This is a genomic window from Chitinophaga arvensicola (assembly GCF_900110835.1).
GTDB lineage: Bacteria > Bacteroidota > Bacteroidia > Chitinophagales > Chitinophagaceae > Chitinophaga > Chitinophaga arvensicola.
Genome location: NZ_FOJG01000001.1, coordinates 148249 through 166286 on the forward strand (window position 1 = coordinate 148249; position 18038 = coordinate 166286).

Sequence of the window (18038 nt, forward strand, 5' to 3'; positions counted from 1 at the left end):
TTATACTATAAACCAAACAATATGTTAAAAAACTCGGTGAAATACCCTGTTTTTTCCGGTAAACGTGGTTATTAATATCTCCTGTGAGGGGAAATACAAGTTTAAAAATAGATGGGCTTCTCTTTCCGTACCGCCTGTACAGTTATTTAATGATATATCTCCAGAGAAAAAAAACGCCCTTTGCCGGATGGCAAAGGGCGTCTATATGTTAGGCGTTTAAAACGCCTATGCGAATCTTGGTTTCAGTTCGTTCGCCAGGGTCACCATTTTCTTGATGCCATCTTCCGGCAGGTTACCTTTTTTGAACTCAGCCAGTACTTCTGGTAAACGTACCTGCATTTCATTCAGGAACGCTTCTTCGAAAGCACGAACTTGTTTAACAGGCACATCACGCAGCAAACCGTTGGTACCCAGGTAAATCATTGCTACCTGTTTTTCCACGGCGTACGGGCTGAACTGTGCTTGTTTCAGGATTTCCACGTTACGGGCACCTTTGTCGATAACTGCTTTGGTAGCAGCATCCAGGTCACCACCGAATTTGGAGAAGGCCTCCATTTCACGGTATTGTGCCTGATCGAGTTTCAGGGTACCAGATACTTTCTTCATGGATTTGATCTGAGCGTTACCACCTACGCGGCTTACAGAGATACCTACGTTGATCGCAGGACGGATACCGGCGTTGAACAGGTTACCTTCCAGGAAGATCTGACCATCGGTGATGGAGATTACGTTGGTAGGGATGTAGGCAGATACGTCACTCGCCTGTGTTTCGATGATAGGCAATGCTGTCAGGGAACCACCACCTTTTACCAGGTGTCTGATAGATTCAGGTAAGTCGTTCATCTGTTGTGCGATCGCATCGTTGTTGATGATTTTCGCAGCACGCTCAAGCAAACGGCTATGCAGGTAGAATACGTCACCTGGATAAGCTTCACGGCCTGGAGGACGTTTCAGCAGCAGGGATACTTCACGGTAAGCAACGGCCTGTTTGGACAGATCATCATAAACGATCAGTGCAGGACGACCTGAGTCACGGAAGAATTCACCGATAGCAGCGCCGGCAAACGGAGCGTAGAACTGCAGCGGAGCAGGATCAGCAGCGTTTGCAGCTACGATGGTAGTGTAAGCCATAGCACCTGCTTCCTGTAATGTTTTCATTACACCGGCAACAGTGGATGCTTTCTGACCAATCGCTACGTATATGCAATAAACAGGTTTACCTGCTTCATAAAATTCTTTCTGGTTGATGATGGTATCAATACAGATAGCTGTTTTACCTGTCTGACGGTCACCAATTACCAGCTCACGCTGACCACGACCAACAGGAATCATCGCATCAATTGCTTTTACACCTGTTTGCAGTGGTTCTTTTACCGGCTCACGATACAACACACCTGGTGCTTTACGCTCCAGTGGCATTTCGTACAGTTCACCTTTCAGCGGGCCTTTACCATCGATAGGCTCGCCCAGTGTATTGATAACGCGACCAACCACACCTTCACCCACTTTAATGGAAGCGATCTGTTTGGTACGACGTACTTTATCACCTTCTTTAATACCTGCTGACTGACCCATCAATACCACACCCACGTTGTCTTCTTCCAGGTTCAGTGCAATTGCTTTTACGCCATTGCTGAATTCTACCAGTTCACCGTAACCTACGTTACCTAAACCGTATATGCGGGCAATACCATCACCCACCGATAATACAGTACCTACCTCTTCCAGGTCGGCAGAAGCATTGAAGTTGCTCAACTGCTGGCGTAATATCGCCGAAATTTCATCAGGTTTAATATCAACCATAATTATGATTTTAAAAAAAAGTCGTTAAAGAAAATTAGTATAACGACAACAGCTTTGCGTGTACGCAGCGGCTGCTGTATAGATTAACGTAAGTCAGATACGTAAACGTTCTTGTTAAACTGTTGTTTGATATCTTTCAGATCACGCAGGATAGAAGCATCGAACAACTGATCATTTGCTTCCAGTACAAAGCCACCGATCAGTTCAGCATCTACGGCTGTTTCCAGCTGGATCTGCTGAGTTGTTTCGCTGGCAATTTTCTGTTTGATCACGTCCAGTGTGGCAGCATCAAGCGCAACAGCCGTGGTGATTTTCACCGGGCTGATGTTTTTCAGCACCATATACTGACGGGTAAATTCAGTGGTCATTTCAGCGAGTGCGCTTTCACGTCCTTTGCTTACCAGCAGGTTTATAAAGGAAATGGTAGTTGCACTGACACGGCCTTCCAGTATGGCGGCCAGTATCTTCTGCTTTTTATCGGCCTTTATGATCGGGCTTTTAAGCAAACTCACCACATCGGGGTTGCTTTTCATCACCTGTTGTAAGAGCAGCATGTCAGTATGCACCACTTCCAGCTGGTTCAGTTCCTGAGCCAGGCTTATCAATGATTTTGCATACCGGGATGCTAAACGGGGATTCTGCATATTAAAAAGCTTTTAGCTTTTAGCATAAGCTCCCGACTGAAGACAGCCAGGAGCCCGCGCTAATATCTTAGTTCAATTTGATTTCTCCTGCCAGTTGTTTTACGTAGCCTTCCTGCGCTGTTTTATCAGCCAGTTCTCTTCTCAGTACTTTCTCTGCTACTTCAATCACGAGGTTACCCACCTGATTTTTTACATCCGTTAACGCAGCCATTTTCTGGTTTTCGATAGCGGTGTAAGCTTCACTGATGATCTTCTTTGCTTCTGCCTGAGCCTGTGTTTTGGCTTCGCTGATGATCATGTCTTTCGCGTCTTTCGCTTCTTTCAGGATCTTGCTTCTTTCAGCTTTAGCTTCCGCCAGCACATGTTCATGTTCTGCTTTCATCTGGGCCATTTCTTCCTTCACTCTTTCTGCAGTAGCGATAGAGTCAGTGATAGAACCTTCTCTTTCTTTCAGGGTAGCGAGGATGGGAGTCCAGGCAAATTTTTTCAGTATCCAGAATACAATGAGGAAAATAAATAATGAAATAAGAAACAAGCCTAACGCGGGTTGCAACAGATCCATATAATTAGAATTTTATTATTTTTTTGATATGATATTTTTCTGATTCAGGTAGTGTGGTGGTTTGTCTGTAACAAAAGATTACTGCATCCATTGCCCTGTGCGCCGGATGCAGTAAAAAGTTTGGCTTACAGAACTACCGCCAACAGACCAGCGATTACACCGAAGAGAGCAACACCCTCAACCAGCGCAGCAGCCAGGATCATGTTTGCACGGATGTCGTTCGCAGCTTCTGGCTGACGAGCGATAGACTCCAGCGCGCTCTTACCGATGTTACCAACACCAATACCAGCAGCGATAGCCGCGATACCAGCACCAACAGCACCACCAGCTTTAGCCAGACCAGATGCAGCAGCAGCCTGCAATAAAATAGACAAAAGTGCCATAATGAATATGTATTTGAATTATAAAAAATTTCGATTTAATAACGCCGTCAGCCTGTTCACTTTCAGCTGAAAAACAATTCCCTTCCGGAATTAGTGATGCGCCTCATCATGTGCACCTTCCATCGCCTGACCGATAAATACCGCTGTCAGGTTAGCAAAGATGAACGCCTGGATAAATGCTACCAGCAGTTCCAGCATCATCATGACAATGTTAAAGGCTACAGTAATAGGCAGGAAGCCATAACCAGCTACCTTATTCAATGACCCGAATATGAACACCAGGGAGATAATACTCAGGATGATAATGTGACCTGCCAGGATGTTGGCAAACAACCTGATCATCAACGATACCGGTTTGGTAAATACACCGATCAGCTCCACAGGCGCCAGGATGAACTTCACACCAAAAGGAACCGGAGGATTGAAAATGTGACCCCAGAAATGTTTGTTGGTGCTGAACATGGTAGCAATAAAGCTGATGATAGCCAGCGCTGCTGTTACCGCCAGGTTACCCGTTACGTTGGCAGAGCCAGGTAACAGACCAAACAGGTTGTTGATAAGGATAAAAAAGAATATAGTCAGAATGAAAGGCGTAAACCTTTCTGCATGTTTACCGGGAATATTAGGCTTTACCACCTCGTCACGCATAAAAATGATTACCGGCTCCACCAGTCCCTGGAAACCTTTAGGCGCTTTCTTGGAGCCACGTACTTTGTACGCCTTGGCCACATTCAGCATCAGGATCACCAGCAATGCAGAGGCAACGATCATGAAGGTGATGTTCTTGGTGATGGAGAAGTCGTAGATCTTCTCATCGGTTGGATTACCGTCTCCGTCAACAGCAATTACTTTACCGTCTACATATTTAGCCGGGTCCAGTCCTTTTTCATGCAGGTAATGTGCATTCACCAGCTGATAACCTTCGTAAGCCTTATGGCCGTGTTCGAATTTAGCAGAGGAAAATACAGATGTACCACGGGCAGGATTGTAAATGATCACAGGCAACGGCACTGTGTAATGGCTTTCACCAATACTGAAAATGTGCCAGTCATGCGCATCTTTTACGTGTCCAAGAATTACTTCCTTAGCATCAAATTTTTTAGGCTCAGCCGCTTCTCCCCCATGTCCTTCTTCGCCACCAGCAACAACCTTAGCTGTTTCTTCGTGATGAGCTTCCTGTGCAAAGGAAAAATTACTAAAACTGTGAAGGCCTAAAACCATCACAAGTGCTACCATTCTATGTTTGAACCAATTGAAAGAAATCACCGTTTTCTGAAATTTTGCGCAAAGATACTCGTTTTTATCTTCAAAATTAAGCGACTACGGAAAAAAAGTAGTATATATTGCAATTATATTGATAACCAGCGCATTGTGTTTAAAAAATAAGCCGCTTTTTTTGGGCAAAACAACTTCAAAATTAAACCACCTGGAAAAGTATTTCATATTATCTTTTTTCTCATTTATCTACCGGTAGATGAACACGCCCGAAGGTAAAAGCACCTGCCATTGCATAGCAAAGGCAACCATAATGGCTGCCCCTGAAAAAATATGCCGGGAGATAGATCCGTAGTTAGTCCACCATATTGACGAACTCATCCCGATTTACACCTTGCTCACATTAAACTGCATACTGTGCAACTTGAAGTAAAAACCTTCCAGCTTTAATAACTCCTCATGCGTACCCATCTCCTTGATCTCCCCTTTATCCAGCACGATAATTTTATCGGCCTTGCTGATGGTCGACAGGCGGTGAGCGATAATAATCGCCGTACGATCGGCAATGAGCTTATCAATCGCCCGCTGGATCATCATTTCAGATTCTGTATCCACTGAAGAAGTAGCCTCATCCAGCACCAGGATAGCCGGATCATACAGCAGCGCCCTCACAAATGAAATCAGCTGTCGCTGACCGAGCGACAAGGTACTACCCCGCTCCATCACCTGGTAATCGTAGCCGCCGGGCAATTGCATGATAAAATCGTGGATCCCGATCAAACGGGAAGCCTCTTCCACCTTTGCCCGGCTGATATTGGAATTGTGCAGCGTAATGTTATCGTAAATAGAGCCGGCAAACAGGAACACATCCTGCAACACCACACCAATTTTACTGCGCAACGATTCCAGCGAATATGCCGGCAGCTCAATATCATCGATCTTAATGCTTCCTTTCTGAATTTCGTATAACCGGTTCAGGATACTGATGATGGTGGTTTTGCCGGAGCCGGTATGCCCCACAATAGCCACTGTATCTCCGGGCTTTGCATGAAAACTGATGTTTTTCAGTACATAACGGTCATCTACATACGCGAAGCTCACATTCTCAAAGGTAATAGCCCCCTTCATCCCTGCGGCACTCTGATGCCCCCTGTCCGGGATATAATCCTGGTTATCCAGCACTTTGAAAACGCGCTCACTCGCCACCATTCCCATCTGCAGGGTATTAAACTTATCTGCCAGCATACGGAGCGGGCGAAACAGCATATTCAGGTACATGATAAAGGCAATCATCACCCCTTGCGTCACTTCGTAATTCAATACCTTGTTGGCGCCCCACCATACCATCAGTCCCAGCGATATTGCCAGGATAATTTCCACTACCGGGAAAAAGACGGAATACGCAAAGATGGCGTCGATATTGGCCTTGCGGTGTTCCTTGTTGATATGCTTGAAACGGGCAAACTCCCTTTTTTCAGCAGTAAAGGCCTGTACTACTACCATTCCCGTGAGATGCTCCTGCACAAAGGCATTCAGGGCAGAAACAGCGTTACGTACCCGGTAAAAGGATTTATTGACGCTCTCCTTGAAAATATAAGTGGCAAAAATCAGGATAGGAAAGGGCGACAGGCTGATCAGCGTAAGCCGCCAGTCTTCCATAAACATCACCACCAGGATGGCAATGATCATCAACAGATCCGCCACAATAGAAATAATCCCTTCTGAAAACACATCGTTGATGGCTTCAATGTCGTTGATGGTGCGGGTTGTAAGCGTACCGATCGGGGTTTTATCAAAAAAAGCCAGGTTCAGGTGTACAATCTTCTTGTACACTGTTACACGCAGGTCTTTCACCACCGACTGCCCCAGCCAGTTGGTCAGGTACGAAAAGAAGAACCGCACCACCGTTTCCAGCAGCAATAATCCTATCTGCACAACCGTCACCAGGATCAGCATCTGTACCAGCTGATTGGCAATATACTTATCTACAGTGACCTGGATCAGGTATGGACGCAAAGGGGAAATAGCGGCCAATATCACCGTTAATATCATCGAGATGTAGAAGGATCGTTTGTAAGGGGCCGCGAATGAGAATATGCGCCGTAATAAACTAAAATCAAATACTTTCTTTACCGCAAGATTTTCCAATGTGCCAGGTTTAAACTACACAACAAACCTACGATAAAAAATATTCAGGGGGATATTTCCGGCACTACCTGCCTGCTAATAAACGAAGAAGGCGTCCCGTAGAGACGCCTTCCGCATTTATACCTAATTATTTCTTTTCGTCTTTCATGATCTGCTTGTAAGCCTTGATGAAAATGGCGCCGAGATTTTTGTGAGGCGGCACATAATCACTGAACAGATCTTTGTTCCGGGCATCACCTGCAAACCGTTTGGTCAGCTGCGCCCACATAATCACCCAGTCTACATTTTTACCGGACCTAACCTGGTCTTCCAGGCTATGAATAATCGGTTCATTTACGAAACGGGTACCTACCTGTTTGGAAGAAATGATATGCGCTTCCGGTGATTTTTCCAGTACAGTAGCCAGGTTATGATAACCGCCACAGGAGCCCAGCACCACTATTTTAGCAGAGCTTTGCAGATTCTCCAGGGTAGTATTGATATGATAACTGTGACCACGGTGAATAAAGATCGTCGGGTGAATATCGTTTTCATCCAGGTAATCAGACAGTTTGGAAATGGCTTCTTTATCGCCCGGCTCATCTACCGGCAGGTTCGCATAAATAGTAGTGGGTTTACCTTTCACCGAAGTGATGGTGGCCCAGTATTTATTTTTGCTTACTCTCCAGTCGGACGAAGGGAAATTGGTCATGAAGCTGGCGAAAGACTCCTGGCCATCCTTATCTCCGTAAAAGAATACCTGTTGGTATACCCTGCCACTGTCACTTTCCAGTGTATTGAAAGTAACGAAATTAATAGGCGGCAGTTGCAATTTGGCAGCCATATCGGAAGCTTTGGAAGAATCATTTTCGGCTTTCGATTCTGTTTCAAACAGGCTGCTCAGCAACTGGTAGATAACAGTACCCCGTGTATCATTGTGTTTCCTGACATAGGCCAGGTTCTTTTTTACTTCTGCCCGCAGGAAGTCCAGCAGTTTTTCATCACGGATGCTACCAAAGGAGTTGGCCACGTCTACTGCATCTTCCAGGTCTTCCGTTTTTTCCAGGTTCTGCACATACTTCTGCATGAGATAATTGGAATTTTCCGGCGCCATGGATTTCAGGAAATGATCCAGGGTATTGAAACCGGCAGCCATGGCGATAAACTTCTTGAAGCGGTCAAAATTTACCATCATCAGTAAGCTATCCCCGCGCGGAGGTTTCATCCGGAGCATCATCTGGTCATATAAACCTGCGTTGTTATGGTTGGTATAACTGGAAGTATACAGTTCTTCCTGACCGTTTATGATGAGGTAGTAAAGTTCTTCCGGTGTAAAATTCTTCACGATGGCAAAGCGGACAGGCGCTGGTTCTTCATGCAGATCGTTCACCGTGCGGATATACAGCAGTGATTTTGCCAGCATATTTTCCATCATGGCTTTGAGGCCAAAAGGATTTTGTCCGTCATTTTTCATCTTTTGCAGGGCGATGGTGGACTTCACCATCTGTTTGTAGTACTGGTAGTCGTTATCTACGATAGGTTCCAGTTTATCTACGGTGGTGGTACCTGCAATCAGTTCGTCTATAAAAGGCAATATCTTGGTGCTTTGCGGCGATTGGCCGATGCGTACAATCTGCTGTACGATCGGGTCCTGGTTGCGCTTGATGGCATTGGCCATCGGCGTATAGGAAGTAGCGTAGGTTAATACCTGGTTGGGGTATTTCCGGGCTACGGCGGCTACGATAGAATCGGTACCAGGGTAGTTGAGATAGTCACCCAGTTTGGGCATTACTGTTTCCAGGTTGTTGAAGGCAAATTTTGTAAACACCTGTCCACGGGCTTCTTTATAACCGGGATTATCCTGGAATGATTCAATCAGTCTTTCAGAGGCTTCGTAAGAAAGATTCTGGATATAGGGCAGAATGCTCTGGCCTTTGATATCGGCGTGCATCATATTGCGGAAAGCAGCTACAATAGCGGGTGCTTCTTCCGGATCAATATTGTGATGGGCGCGTTTCTGGTTATAGTCTTTCAGCATCACATAGATGGCGGAGAGGTATTTTACCTTTAACCGGTGATCCAGTGCGTCGTTATCCTCAATTTCCTGCTGCATATCATCCACTTCCTTGATCAGGGCGTTTGTCACCTGCAGATTGGTAGTCTGGTCATCAGACACCTTCACAAGGTCATCCGCCTTGCCGTCGAATTTGGCGGCAGCGGCCTGTTCTTTATCAATATTGTCATGAAATCCCTGTCTGCTGATTGGAATTGGATGGTGGCTGCTTTGTGCCTGCATTCCACTAACGGCAAACACCGTCAGCGATAATATTATTAGAAATCTTCTCATACTAAAGTGATCTTTTCCCGAGGACCAGATAGCAAATTTACAACCAAAATACAGAGTTTGCCAGCACCTGGTTACTATCTTTTGTTTTTTAAGATGAAATATATATAATTATTCCATCTATAACTCAAACTGTCATTCGAAAGCCGCCAGTGCATCAAAATGGCAGCGCTCCCGTGGAGTTTCCTTCAGTTAGATAATAATCACTCCTCTATGGATGCCGAATAATTTACATATCGCAAGCGCATTGTTATTTGATGTAACTTGCTGAAGTAGGCGGAAAACCAGTCTGATATTGAATTAACAATTTCATAATGTTAATTTTCCATTAATCACGGGGTTGGCTTTATAATTTTGTCCCGTCTTTTTAAAAGCAAAATTTATGATAGACCAAGCGGTTGCAGGAAAAATACTGGTAGTAGATGACGAATTGGATATTCTGGAAATTATCAGCTACAATCTAAAAACAGCGGGTTATGATACCGTAACCGCGAAAGACGGCAGCGAGGCTATCCAGAAAGCAAAAATATTCAGACCGGATCTGATTATGCTGGATATCATGATGCCGAATAAGAACGGAATCGATACCTGCCGCGAAATCAGGAAAATCCCTGAATTCAAAGACACCATGGTATTATTTTTAACCGCGCTGAATGATGAGAAATCAGAAGTGGACGGTTTAAACATGGGCGCCGACGATTACATTGCAAAGCCTATCAAACCCAAATTACTGGTAAGCAGAATCAATGCGTTGTTCCGCCGCTTACACAAACCGGAAGAAACCCGCGTTACCCTGGGCGACCTGATCATTGACCGCGAAAAGTTCACGGTTACCTACAAAGGTCAGGAAATCATTCTCGCTAAGAAAGAGTTTGAATTACTGCAGTTACTGGCATCCAAACCCGGCCGTGTATTTCTGCGGAATGAAATCCTCAACCAGGTTTGGGGTACAGAAGTGATTGTAGGAGACCGTACGATTGACGTGCATATCCGTAAAATCCGTCAGAAAATAGGCATCGACTTAATTACCACTGTAAAAGGCGTAGGCTACAAGTTCGAGATGTAGTAGCCCTGCCGGATTTATAGCTTGCGGCATTTCGCCGTTAGCTATCTGCCGGGCGGACAACAACTTCCGTGTTGTCATTTTCTTATTCAAATCCCACCAAAACACCCGTCGCTAACAGCTAAAGGCTAGCGGATAAAAGCTATTACTGTTGTCAAGTAAAAAATTTAAAGTAATTTCCCATTATTACATCAATTACTCACTTTGGAGTATGTTTAAAGCTAAAAATCTATCCCCGCAAAAATTAGCGGGTTTTACAGCCCTGGTTATATCAGCCATCATCGCATTGGGCAGCTTCGTGGTGGATGGTAACTGGAAAGTAGTGGTGGGAGCCTTTGTACTGACTTTCCTGGTATCTTACTACCTGTACCTTTATACCCTGCAGAATTTTATTTACAGGAAAATAAAGCTGATCTATAAATTCATTTACCAGACCAAAGCGTCCAAGCGGGAAGAGTTTTTTCAGAAAAATATCCTTCCCCTGAAAACCATTGAAGAGGTAAGTGAAGATGTGGAAAAATGGGCCAGCCAGAAGAAAGAAGAACTGGAAAACCTACGCCGGAACGAAGAGTTCCGCAAAGAATTCCTGCTCAACCTTTCCCATGAACTGAAAACACCCATTTTCGCAGTACAGGGCTATATCCACACCCTGCTGGATGGCGCCCTGGAAGATCCTAACGTCAATAAACTATTCCTGAAAAACGCTACCAAGAACATCGACCGGCTTTGCCGCCTGATCGATGACCTGGATGAAATTTCCAAACTGGAAAGCGGGGAAATGACGGTCAACGCAGAAGTATTTGTGATCCAGGATCTCATCAAGGATGTATTTGATACCCTCTCCCTGAAAGCCAATACAAAAGGCATCAAGTTCAGCATCAAGAAAGGCTGCGAAGCGCCCCAGCCGGTGCATGCCGACAAGGAAAAAATCCGCCAGGTACTCATTAACCTGGTAGACAATTCCATCAAATACGGCAAACCAGACGGCCACACCATCGCCAGCATTTACAGCATGGACGGGAAACGCGTACTGGTGGAAATTTCAGATGATGGTATCGGTATGGCGGAAGAACACCTGCCAAGGGTATTCGAACGCTTTTACCGCACCGACCGGGCCCGCAGCCGCGATATCGGCGGAACAGGACTCGGCCTCGCCATCGTGAAACATATCGTGGAAGCACACGATCAATCCATCACCGTACGGAGCAAGCCTGAAATAGGCAGTACGTTTGGATTTACCATGGAATCAGGAAGAGAATAAAATAATTGTATAAAAGAGAAAGGGTAAACGGGAGATATCTCCTGTTTACCCTTTCTCTTTTATAGGCTGTATTGTTAAAAGCGATACTGCATCCGGCAGGTAAGCACATTGTCTTTCAGGTCGTCCTTATAGCCATCCAGGTCTGTTTTCTCATTGGTTACCCAGTCGTAATACACCATGAACTTCAGGTGTTCATTGGCATAATACAGGTAGCCGATACCCAGGGTATTGTAACGTATATCCGCCGGGGTGAGTCCTGCACCCGGAGCGCCGATATCCTTTCCTTTCACTTTTGTATTCGGATCGTACCAATCGTATTTCAATACGGCCTGGTGTTTGACGCTGCCCAGGTTCTGGATATAATACAGATAGGCCCCATCGAAATTACGGATATAAAGGGGCTGCAGGCCGCCCTGAGCAGTTACCGGAATGATGCCAGGGGTTTCGGTGCTGAGAGCCGTAGCTGTTTGCTGACCACGGATATATTCCGCCCGGAACTGCGTGTAGCCTTTCCCTTTACCATTGGAGATCTTCCATTGTACATCCGCCCCGTAGTAATGCCGGGGAGCTATCTTTCCCACATTCTTCAGCGCTGAATCCTCGCGGAAAACGGGTTTCCCGTTTTCGAAGCCCATGGTGTTAATTTCCTTTGTAAACTGCTGCATACCACCGTATAACACAGATACGCCTCCCGACAACTGGCTGAGCGTGCCCTTTATTTTCTGTGGCTTTACAGCTACACGGGCAATAATATCTTTATGGCTATCGAAATCGGTGGTGGCTGTGAGCCCCTGGCCGTTGAATGCGCCGACGTCTATCTTAAGAAAACGCAGCGGATGGTCCTTCCGGCGTGGCTCAAAAGAAAACATGGCACCCAGATCCCGCTCTGTTTTCATCAGGATCTGCGACATCCTTCCCCGCTCCGGTGTTTCACGATCGGCGGACGAAAAGTTCACTTCATACCCGAAAGGACGGGCAAACATCCCTCCCACCAGTGAAAACAGGTTGAATTTCGTCTCAAAAAAACGACCATAGAAATCCCTGATAAATACGCCTCTTTCGGTACCATCAAACTGGAAGGCAAACTGCACGATGGGCATATCGTCCTTATTATAACGCTCATAATCCACCCGGATGCGACCCCGGCGCAGGGTAAAGCGATTGTCTACCGCAGCAGGGAAATTTCCCGCCGCATAGCTTTGGGCGCCTCTCGACTGCGCCATCTGGAATTCGGGCTGGATATAGCCGCTAAAACGCAGAGCATCGTACTTCATGTACATGGAGATCATCCCCTTTCCCATCTCCGTGGTGGTATCAATCATATCCATGAGGAACTGCGCACGGGCGGTTACCGTTAAACACAACATCAAAATAACAAGCGGGAAAATTCTGGTAACGCGCATCAGGTGGTGAAATTATTGCGCAAAAGTATTGAATTAGCATTTATTTAATACAGAGATTCCTCCGGAGAAGGAAGGATTCGTTAACCGCTTGTTAATCCGTAGCTATTCAGGTCAACCTGGTGGACCTCATTCTCATTTTGATTAGATTAGGATCATCTCCAAAACCTGCCTTCATGAAAACTTCAACTATTAACCATTGGGAGAAAAAGATACAACTGGCCATTTCATTATCCCATGACGATCCATACGGGGAGCGTGACCTTAAAGCCGTAGCTGCGATGATCGGCTCTTCTGTCGATAACTTCTCCCATAAGTTTGCACAATTCTATGGGATGTCGTACAAGCATTTCACCAAAAGAAGAAGACTGGAAGCGGGGGCCGGGTATCTGCGCCACAGCGATTTCAACGTCGCCCAGATCAGTGAAATGTGCGGATACACGCAGTCCAGCTTTACCAAGGCATTCCGGGAAATGTATGACGAAGCGCCACTGACCTTTCGCAACAAACTGTATCTGCCCAACGAAATCAACACCCTGGCAAGAACCAAAATTGCTTCCAATCCGCACGATGATCCGCATCATCTCATCTTCACTCCTGACCGGACAGAGGACGTAAGGCTAACGGATTACACGTTGTATTACAATATCCTTCCCCGCAACAATGACCCGGTAAGAAGTATGGTGGAGTATATGAGTATTTACCAGCAACAGTTGTACGCCATCAAGGCCTGCCTGTCGCTGCCGGGCGCAATGATCATTACCGGTACCCTCGATGTGGTACCCGTAACAGATTATTCCAGGATGCTGATGTATGTGGGAATTATGGTGCCGGAACTCCGGGCTTATGACATGGCGCATCTGCAGATCCGCCTGTCGTTCCAGGAACCGTTTGGCCTTTTTACCAAACAGGTTCCCGGAGGCTATTACAAAAAGCTGCCGGTGCCGATGAGTTTCGCTGCAGCCGGACTGCCCATGTATGAATTTATTAACCAGAGTTGCCGCGCAGGTTATTTTAAAATGAGCGGCAACCATTTCTTTATTTCACTGACCGGGGAAAATGATTCGGAAATCTTTATCCCCTGGCAAAGACGCTAAAACTGGAAGTAGATAGGAATCATCGGCTGGGTGCTTTTTACCTGTATCAGCAACCAGATGAAAGCTACCATGATGGCTACACTGCCGGCTACCGGAACGCGTCCCAGTATTTTCTCCATAGAGAACTCAAATTTAGACGGCAGGAAGTGTAAGATGAAACCCAGTACCATTACCCAGAACACAGCGGTATAACCGTTGTACAGTTCCATGGCAATTTCAGGCTGGAAGTCGTACACTACCTGGTGAATCAGCGACCATGCGTCGTGGAAAGTGGATGCCTTGAAGAACACCCAGCAGAAACATACAAAGTGGAAGGTGATCAGTACGCCCAGCACTTTCAGGACAGTCGCTTTCCAGCCGGTGATCACCACTTTGCTTTGTTTGAGCCAGTCGATCCGTACCTTATCCAGGGCCAGCGCGCCTCCGTGCATGGCTCCCCAGAAAATAAAGTTCCAGCTGGCGCCGTGCCAGAAACCGCCTATCAGCATGGTGAGCGCCAGGTTGATATATTGACGCACCTTGCCTTTACGGTTACCACCCAGGGGAATATACAGGTAATCTCTCAACCAGCTGGACAGGGAAATATGCCAGCGGCGCCAGAACTCCGTAATAGAGGAACTCTGGTACGGAGAATCGAAGTTCGGCGGAATCTTGAAGCCGGTCCACCGGGCAATACCCAGCGCCATATCGGAATAACCGGAGAAATCGCAATAGATCACCAGCGCATAGCCATACACCCCGATCAGGCATTCCAGCCCGGTGTGTTTGCTGGGATCATCGAAAATATATTGAACAAAGTTCTGATAGATGAAATCCGAGATCACGATCTTCTTAAACAATCCCCCCATGATCAGGTACATCCCTTTGCCAATGTCTTCGGAACTCAGGCGGTAAGGGGCAGAAATCTGCGGGATAAAATCCGCCGCACGCACAATAGGCCCCATCATCAGCTTCGGGAAGAACGACAGGAAGAAGAGGTAGTCCATGAAATTATCGACTGGCTTAATCTCATCCCGGTACACATCTATCGTATAACTCAGGTTCTCGAAAGTATAGAAAGAGATCCCGATGGGGAGCATGATCTTTAACGCAAAAATATGCCCGGCAGACAGATCATTGATAATACCTATAAAGAAGTTGGTGTATTTGAAGTAGAACAACAGTCCGATGTTCAGGAATATACTGAGGATCAGCAACGACTTTTTCTTCGTTTTATCAGGACTTTCATGAATCCATCGCGAGAGGTTGAAATCCACGATAGCCGAAAGTATGACCAGTCCTACGTAATAGCCGCAGGCCTTGTAAAAGAAATACAATGAAAATAACGTGTATACCCATACCCTGCCGGTTTTGCTTTTGCTCACCAGCAGATAGCACATCAGGAAAAGGGCAAAGTAATAAAAGAAGAAGCCACTGTTAAAAAGGACCGGGTCTGACTCATGGTACGACAGCTCGTATAACAGTTTATTAATGTCGATCATTGGAGGTTACTGGATTTTTCTTTGTTTGCTGTAAGTAGTGTGTATATGAACGTTCCAGGGCTTCGTACAGTAGTTGTCCCTGTACCTGGTATCCTCTCACGTTAAAATGAATATGGTCGGGCGCCCATGCCCCTGCAAATTTACTGCTCTGTGTTTTATTCACGAGATTAAAATTCCAGCAGGCAATACCGTGTTGTCTGGCATATCCCATGATCTGCTGTGTGACCATAGAGATATACGGGTTTGGATAATAGGCGGTATGATAGATAGTTTTGTATTTCTTCTTACCGACTTTTTTCCGGGTAGCTTTCCGCACAGCCCGCATACAATCGGGTGGTGTGGTCAACAGGATATTTACGGAAGGATTTTGTTCCCGGATGAGGGTTACTGCTTTATCTATTTCATCCCGGAAAGCCAGTGGGTCCATTCTACCGCCATAGGCTTCGTTGGTACCCAGGGAGATGATAACGAGTTGTGGCTTCATCGTTTCCATCTCTGCCAGCAGGATATTACTGAATTCATTGTACTGCTGATACATGGCGCCGTTAATACCAACGCTATGGTACAACACCCCATTGCGGCTGTTTTCCATGATGGCGCCGTAAAAACGGAAAGGTCCGTTACCAGTGCCTTCCCATCTGGCCTGGAAGGATTGGGAAGTCTGTAAAAAATCGAGGGTAGCTTTGCTCAGGGTGGGTGAACCCGGAAATGGCGCCGGTGTAACCGTTACCGTAGCATCGGGTACTACCAGTGTATTATTGCTGTTGCCGGCATCGTAGAACAGGGTCACCTTGCGGAAGTTGTTGTCCATGCTGCCATCGGGCTTACCGGCGAAAGACAGGGTGGGCGCATCGTTCTGCGAACTGATCACAATAGCACCGGGGCCCAGTACATCGGATTTATTACGATCTACTACCCTTTCAGACGACCACCTGGTAGTGCTGTTCCAACGATAATCTTCCGGACCGTTGGTACCGGCCAGGTTATACGGAAAAACATATCCTCTGCCGGCATATCCAAACTGGTTTTGCAGCAGGGACGCGGTGGTCATAGAGAAGTAACCGGCCTGTATATGGGAATCGCCCAGATGCAGGATAGAAACCACGTTACTATCAGCAGCAGCTAAAGAATTAAATACACGATACAAGGCAGTGTCCTGTTGAATACTGTTGGCATCGGACGGCTGTTGTTGTGCATAGGTGCTAAATCCGCTGAGTACCAGTAAAAGCACTGTCACCCATTTACGGCTAAGGTTGTTGTGCCTGACTGTATTCATTCATAATAGCTTTATAAAGCAGCGCTCCTACTTTGGCTGCTCCCGTTCTGTTAAAGTGCGTATAGTCTTTGTTAGCCATCACGGTATCTCCTTCTACCCACTTTACCATAGAGCCTTCGCCACCCATGGCAGCAAAAAGGTTCCAGTAGGCGGTACCATGACCAGCGGCCAGATCGTGCTGTACTTTCAGCAATGCTTCCACACCGGGTGCGGTAATATATTTGTCGGCTTTTCTGTAAGATTTATCTGCGGTACCGATGATCAGGAAGGAAGTCGCCGGCAGGTCCTGGCGAAGTGAATCCATTACTTTTTTCATCGGGCGTTCGTACCAGCTATAGTCGGTCAGTTCCGGGCGGAACAACACATTGGCGCCATAGTGCATCACCACCAGGTCGTAAGGACGTTCCTGCTGCATGCGATGTATCATATCGGCAGACAAGTGGCCTAGTTCCACGCCGCTGATCCCTCTGAAAGAGTAGTTATCTACATAAATACCATTGCCGTTTTCAAAGCAAACACCATAGAAAGGCATAGCGCTGCCGGAATACCGCAGTGTTACGGAAGCCTGACCGGTATCCTGCTGCAGATCGAGCCGGTTTACCGGTTCGCTGCCTGAAAGCGTATATGCTTTATCGTTAATGGTTACGGAGCCGGAAGCGGCAGGTCCGTATAATACAGACACCTCCTGGAACTTATCCAGCAGTGGCTTCTTCACCGGAGAATACTTTACCCAGCTGTTGCCGCCAGGATAAAAAGTATGACCGGATAAACCCAGTGTTACGCTGGACGGGGGCGAGTTTTTATAATGATAATCTTTCCAGTCGGTGGAAAAAGTATGTGTGATCGTTGTTCTGAAAGACGCTACCACGGAGGTTACAGGAACAAATCCCACGCCTGCGCCACCAAAGTAATGCTGTAAGCTGTCGCGCAGATCACCGGTAATCAGGTCTCCTTCAATCATGGAATCACCGAAATAGGCGATCCTTACTTTGCGGCGTTTACCTGCTTTCAGTTCCCGGAGGGCGGCGAAGAATTGTTTCATCCCAACGATGGTATCACCGGGAACGGGAGAAGCATATTCCAGGATGCCGGTATACGACATATAATCGTGTGCATGATCGGGATTGGGCACAGCGGGGTTGTTCACCACGGCGCCGGTGCTGTCTAAAACAGAAAGCTTACTGCTGTCCTTGCCGGCAGCGGTAAGCTTTTGTTGGTCCGGGGAAGTGGACGATGTTCTCAGATCTGACAACATATCCAGCTTCCGGAATTGAAAGTCTTTGTATGAAAAGGAGTAATTGAGCTGTGACAGCCCTACTACACAAACTAAAGTTCCAAGAATAATGTAGAACGGATAGGCAGACTTATTTTTGCCGGACATA

14 protein-coding genes are annotated in these 18038 nt (G+C 46.4%); 3 read left to right on the forward strand and 11 right to left on the reverse strand.

Annotated features, from left to right (window positions below; translation table 11 throughout):
- Positions 1–225 precede the first annotated feature (225 nt).
- The 7 genes from atpA to BMW79_RS00695 all read right to left on the reverse strand — a co-directional run bounded on the left by atpA (position 226) and on the right by BMW79_RS00695 (position 9081).
- Positions 226–1803, reverse strand: a complete 1578-nt coding sequence (gene atpA, locus BMW79_RS00665) for a F0F1 ATP synthase subunit alpha (RefSeq protein WP_089889179.1) — start codon at positions 1801–1803, stop codon at positions 226–228.
- Positions 1804–1886: 83 nt separating this feature from the next.
- Complete coding sequence (atpH, locus tag BMW79_RS00670) at positions 1887–2447, reverse strand: ATP synthase F1 subunit delta (RefSeq protein ID WP_089889182.1); 561 nt, start codon at positions 2445–2447, stop codon at positions 1887–1889.
- A 67-nt stretch (positions 2448–2514) separates the two neighbouring features.
- Positions 2515–3009, reverse strand: coding sequence for a F0F1 ATP synthase subunit B (gene atpF / locus BMW79_RS00675; RefSeq protein ID WP_089889186.1), 495 nt, complete (start codon positions 3007–3009; stop codon positions 2515–2517).
- A gap of 125 nt (positions 3010–3134) precedes the next feature.
- Positions 3135–3392: an ATP synthase F0 subunit C gene (atpE, locus tag BMW79_RS00680; protein WP_079471016.1), complete on the reverse strand. Its 258-nt coding sequence runs from the start codon at positions 3390–3392 to the stop codon at positions 3135–3137.
- Between the two features lie 90 nt (positions 3393–3482).
- Positions 3483–4628, reverse strand: coding sequence for a F0F1 ATP synthase subunit A (atpB, locus tag BMW79_RS00685; RefSeq protein WP_245752341.1), 1146 nt, complete (start codon positions 4626–4628; stop codon positions 3483–3485).
- A 366-nt stretch (positions 4629–4994) separates the two neighbouring features.
- Complete coding sequence (locus tag BMW79_RS00690; RefSeq protein WP_089889191.1) at positions 4995–6755, reverse strand: ABC transporter ATP-binding protein; 1761 nt, start codon at positions 6753–6755, stop codon at positions 4995–4997.
- 127 nt (positions 6756–6882) lie between these two features.
- On the reverse strand, positions 6883–9081 hold the full coding sequence (locus BMW79_RS00695) for a hypothetical protein (RefSeq protein ID WP_143059038.1): 2199 nt from the start codon (positions 9079–9081) through the stop codon (positions 6883–6885).
- A 379-nt stretch (positions 9082–9460) separates the two neighbouring features.
- Here BMW79_RS00695 and BMW79_RS00700 point away from each other — a divergent pair, with 379 nt between their 5' ends.
- Positions 9461–10144, forward strand: a complete 684-nt coding sequence (locus BMW79_RS00700) for a response regulator transcription factor (RefSeq protein ID WP_079471020.1) — start codon at positions 9461–9463, stop codon at positions 10142–10144.
- Between the two features lie 208 nt (positions 10145–10352).
- The gene (locus BMW79_RS00705) at positions 10353–11402 is read left to right on the forward strand and encodes a sensor histidine kinase (protein WP_177192001.1); all 1050 of its coding nucleotides are present in this window, start codon (positions 10353–10355) and stop codon (positions 11400–11402) included.
- A 74-nt stretch (positions 11403–11476) separates the two neighbouring features.
- Here the strand turns inward: BMW79_RS00705 and BMW79_RS00710 are convergent, their stop codons facing one another.
- Complete coding sequence (locus BMW79_RS00710; RefSeq protein ID WP_218150262.1) at positions 11477–12805, reverse strand: porin; 1329 nt, start codon at positions 12803–12805, stop codon at positions 11477–11479.
- A gap of 173 nt (positions 12806–12978) precedes the next feature.
- Here BMW79_RS00710 and BMW79_RS00715 point away from each other — a divergent pair, with 173 nt between their 5' ends.
- A complete protein-coding gene (locus BMW79_RS00715) occupies positions 12979–13899 on the forward strand; it encodes a helix-turn-helix transcriptional regulator (protein WP_089889198.1) in 921 nt (306 codons plus the stop codon).
- Here the strand turns inward: BMW79_RS00715 and BMW79_RS00720 are convergent.
- Genes BMW79_RS00720 through BMW79_RS00730 form a run of 3 tightly spaced genes read right to left on the reverse strand, consistent with a single transcriptional unit; the run spans position 13896 to position 18037 of the window.
- Complete coding sequence (locus tag BMW79_RS00720; RefSeq protein ID WP_089889201.1) at positions 13896–15380, reverse strand: MBOAT family O-acyltransferase; 1485 nt, start codon at positions 15378–15380, stop codon at positions 13896–13898. The two genes, BMW79_RS00715 and BMW79_RS00720, sit on opposite strands and share 4 nt — an antisense overlap.
- A complete protein-coding gene (locus tag BMW79_RS00725) occupies positions 15367–16656 on the reverse strand; it encodes a GDSL-type esterase/lipase family protein (RefSeq protein ID WP_089889204.1) in 1290 nt (429 codons plus the stop codon). The genes BMW79_RS00720 and BMW79_RS00725 overlap by 14 nt, the downstream gene beginning before the upstream one ends.
- Complete coding sequence (locus tag BMW79_RS00730) at positions 16628–18037, reverse strand: SGNH/GDSL hydrolase family protein (protein WP_089889207.1); 1410 nt, start codon at positions 18035–18037, stop codon at positions 16628–16630. Before BMW79_RS00730 ends, BMW79_RS00725 begins: the two co-directional genes overlap by 29 nt.
- Between the last annotated feature and the right edge of the window lies 1 nt (position 18038).

Bases quoted from the DNA above. Each gene is read 5' to 3' on its own strand.
- atpA (WP_089889179.1), bottom strand. From the start codon at position 1,803: ATGGTTGATATTAAACCTGATGAAATTTCGGCGATATTACGCCAGCAG.
- atpH (WP_089889182.1), bottom strand. From the start codon at position 2,447: ATGCAGAATCCCCGTTTAGCATCCCGGTATGCAAAATCATTGATAAGC.
- atpF (WP_089889186.1), bottom strand. From the start codon at position 3,009: ATGGATCTGTTGCAACCCGCGTTAGGCTTGTTTCTTATTTCATTATTT.
- atpE (WP_079471016.1), bottom strand. From the start codon at position 3,392: ATGGCACTTTTGTCTATTTTATTGCAGGCTGCTGCTGCATCTGGTCTG.
- atpB (WP_245752341.1), bottom strand. From the start codon at position 4,628: ATGGTAGCACTTGTGATGGTTTTAGGCCTTCACAGTTTTAGTAATTTT.
- BMW79_RS00695 (WP_143059038.1), bottom strand. From the start codon at position 9,081: ATGAGAAGATTTCTAATAATATTATCGCTGACGGTGTTTGCCGTTAGT.
- BMW79_RS00700 (WP_079471020.1), top strand. From the start codon at position 9,461: ATGATAGACCAAGCGGTTGCAGGAAAAATACTGGTAGTAGATGACGAA.
- BMW79_RS00705 (WP_177192001.1), top strand. From the start codon at position 10,353: ATGTTTAAAGCTAAAAATCTATCCCCGCAAAAATTAGCGGGTTTTACA.
- BMW79_RS00710 (WP_218150262.1), bottom strand. From the start codon at position 12,805: ATGCGCGTTACCAGAATTTTCCCGCTTGTTATTTTGATGTTGTGTTTA.
- BMW79_RS00715 (WP_089889198.1), top strand. From the start codon at position 12,979: ATGAAAACTTCAACTATTAACCATTGGGAGAAAAAGATACAACTGGCC.
- BMW79_RS00720 (WP_089889201.1), bottom strand. From the start codon at position 15,380: ATGATCGACATTAATAAACTGTTATACGAGCTGTCGTACCATGAGTCA.
- BMW79_RS00725 (WP_089889204.1), bottom strand. From the start codon at position 16,656: ATGAATACAGTCAGGCACAACAACCTTAGCCGTAAATGGGTGACAGTG.
- BMW79_RS00730 (WP_089889207.1), bottom strand. From the start codon at position 18,037: ATGTCCGGCAAAAATAAGTCTGCCTATCCGTTCTACATTATTCTTGGA.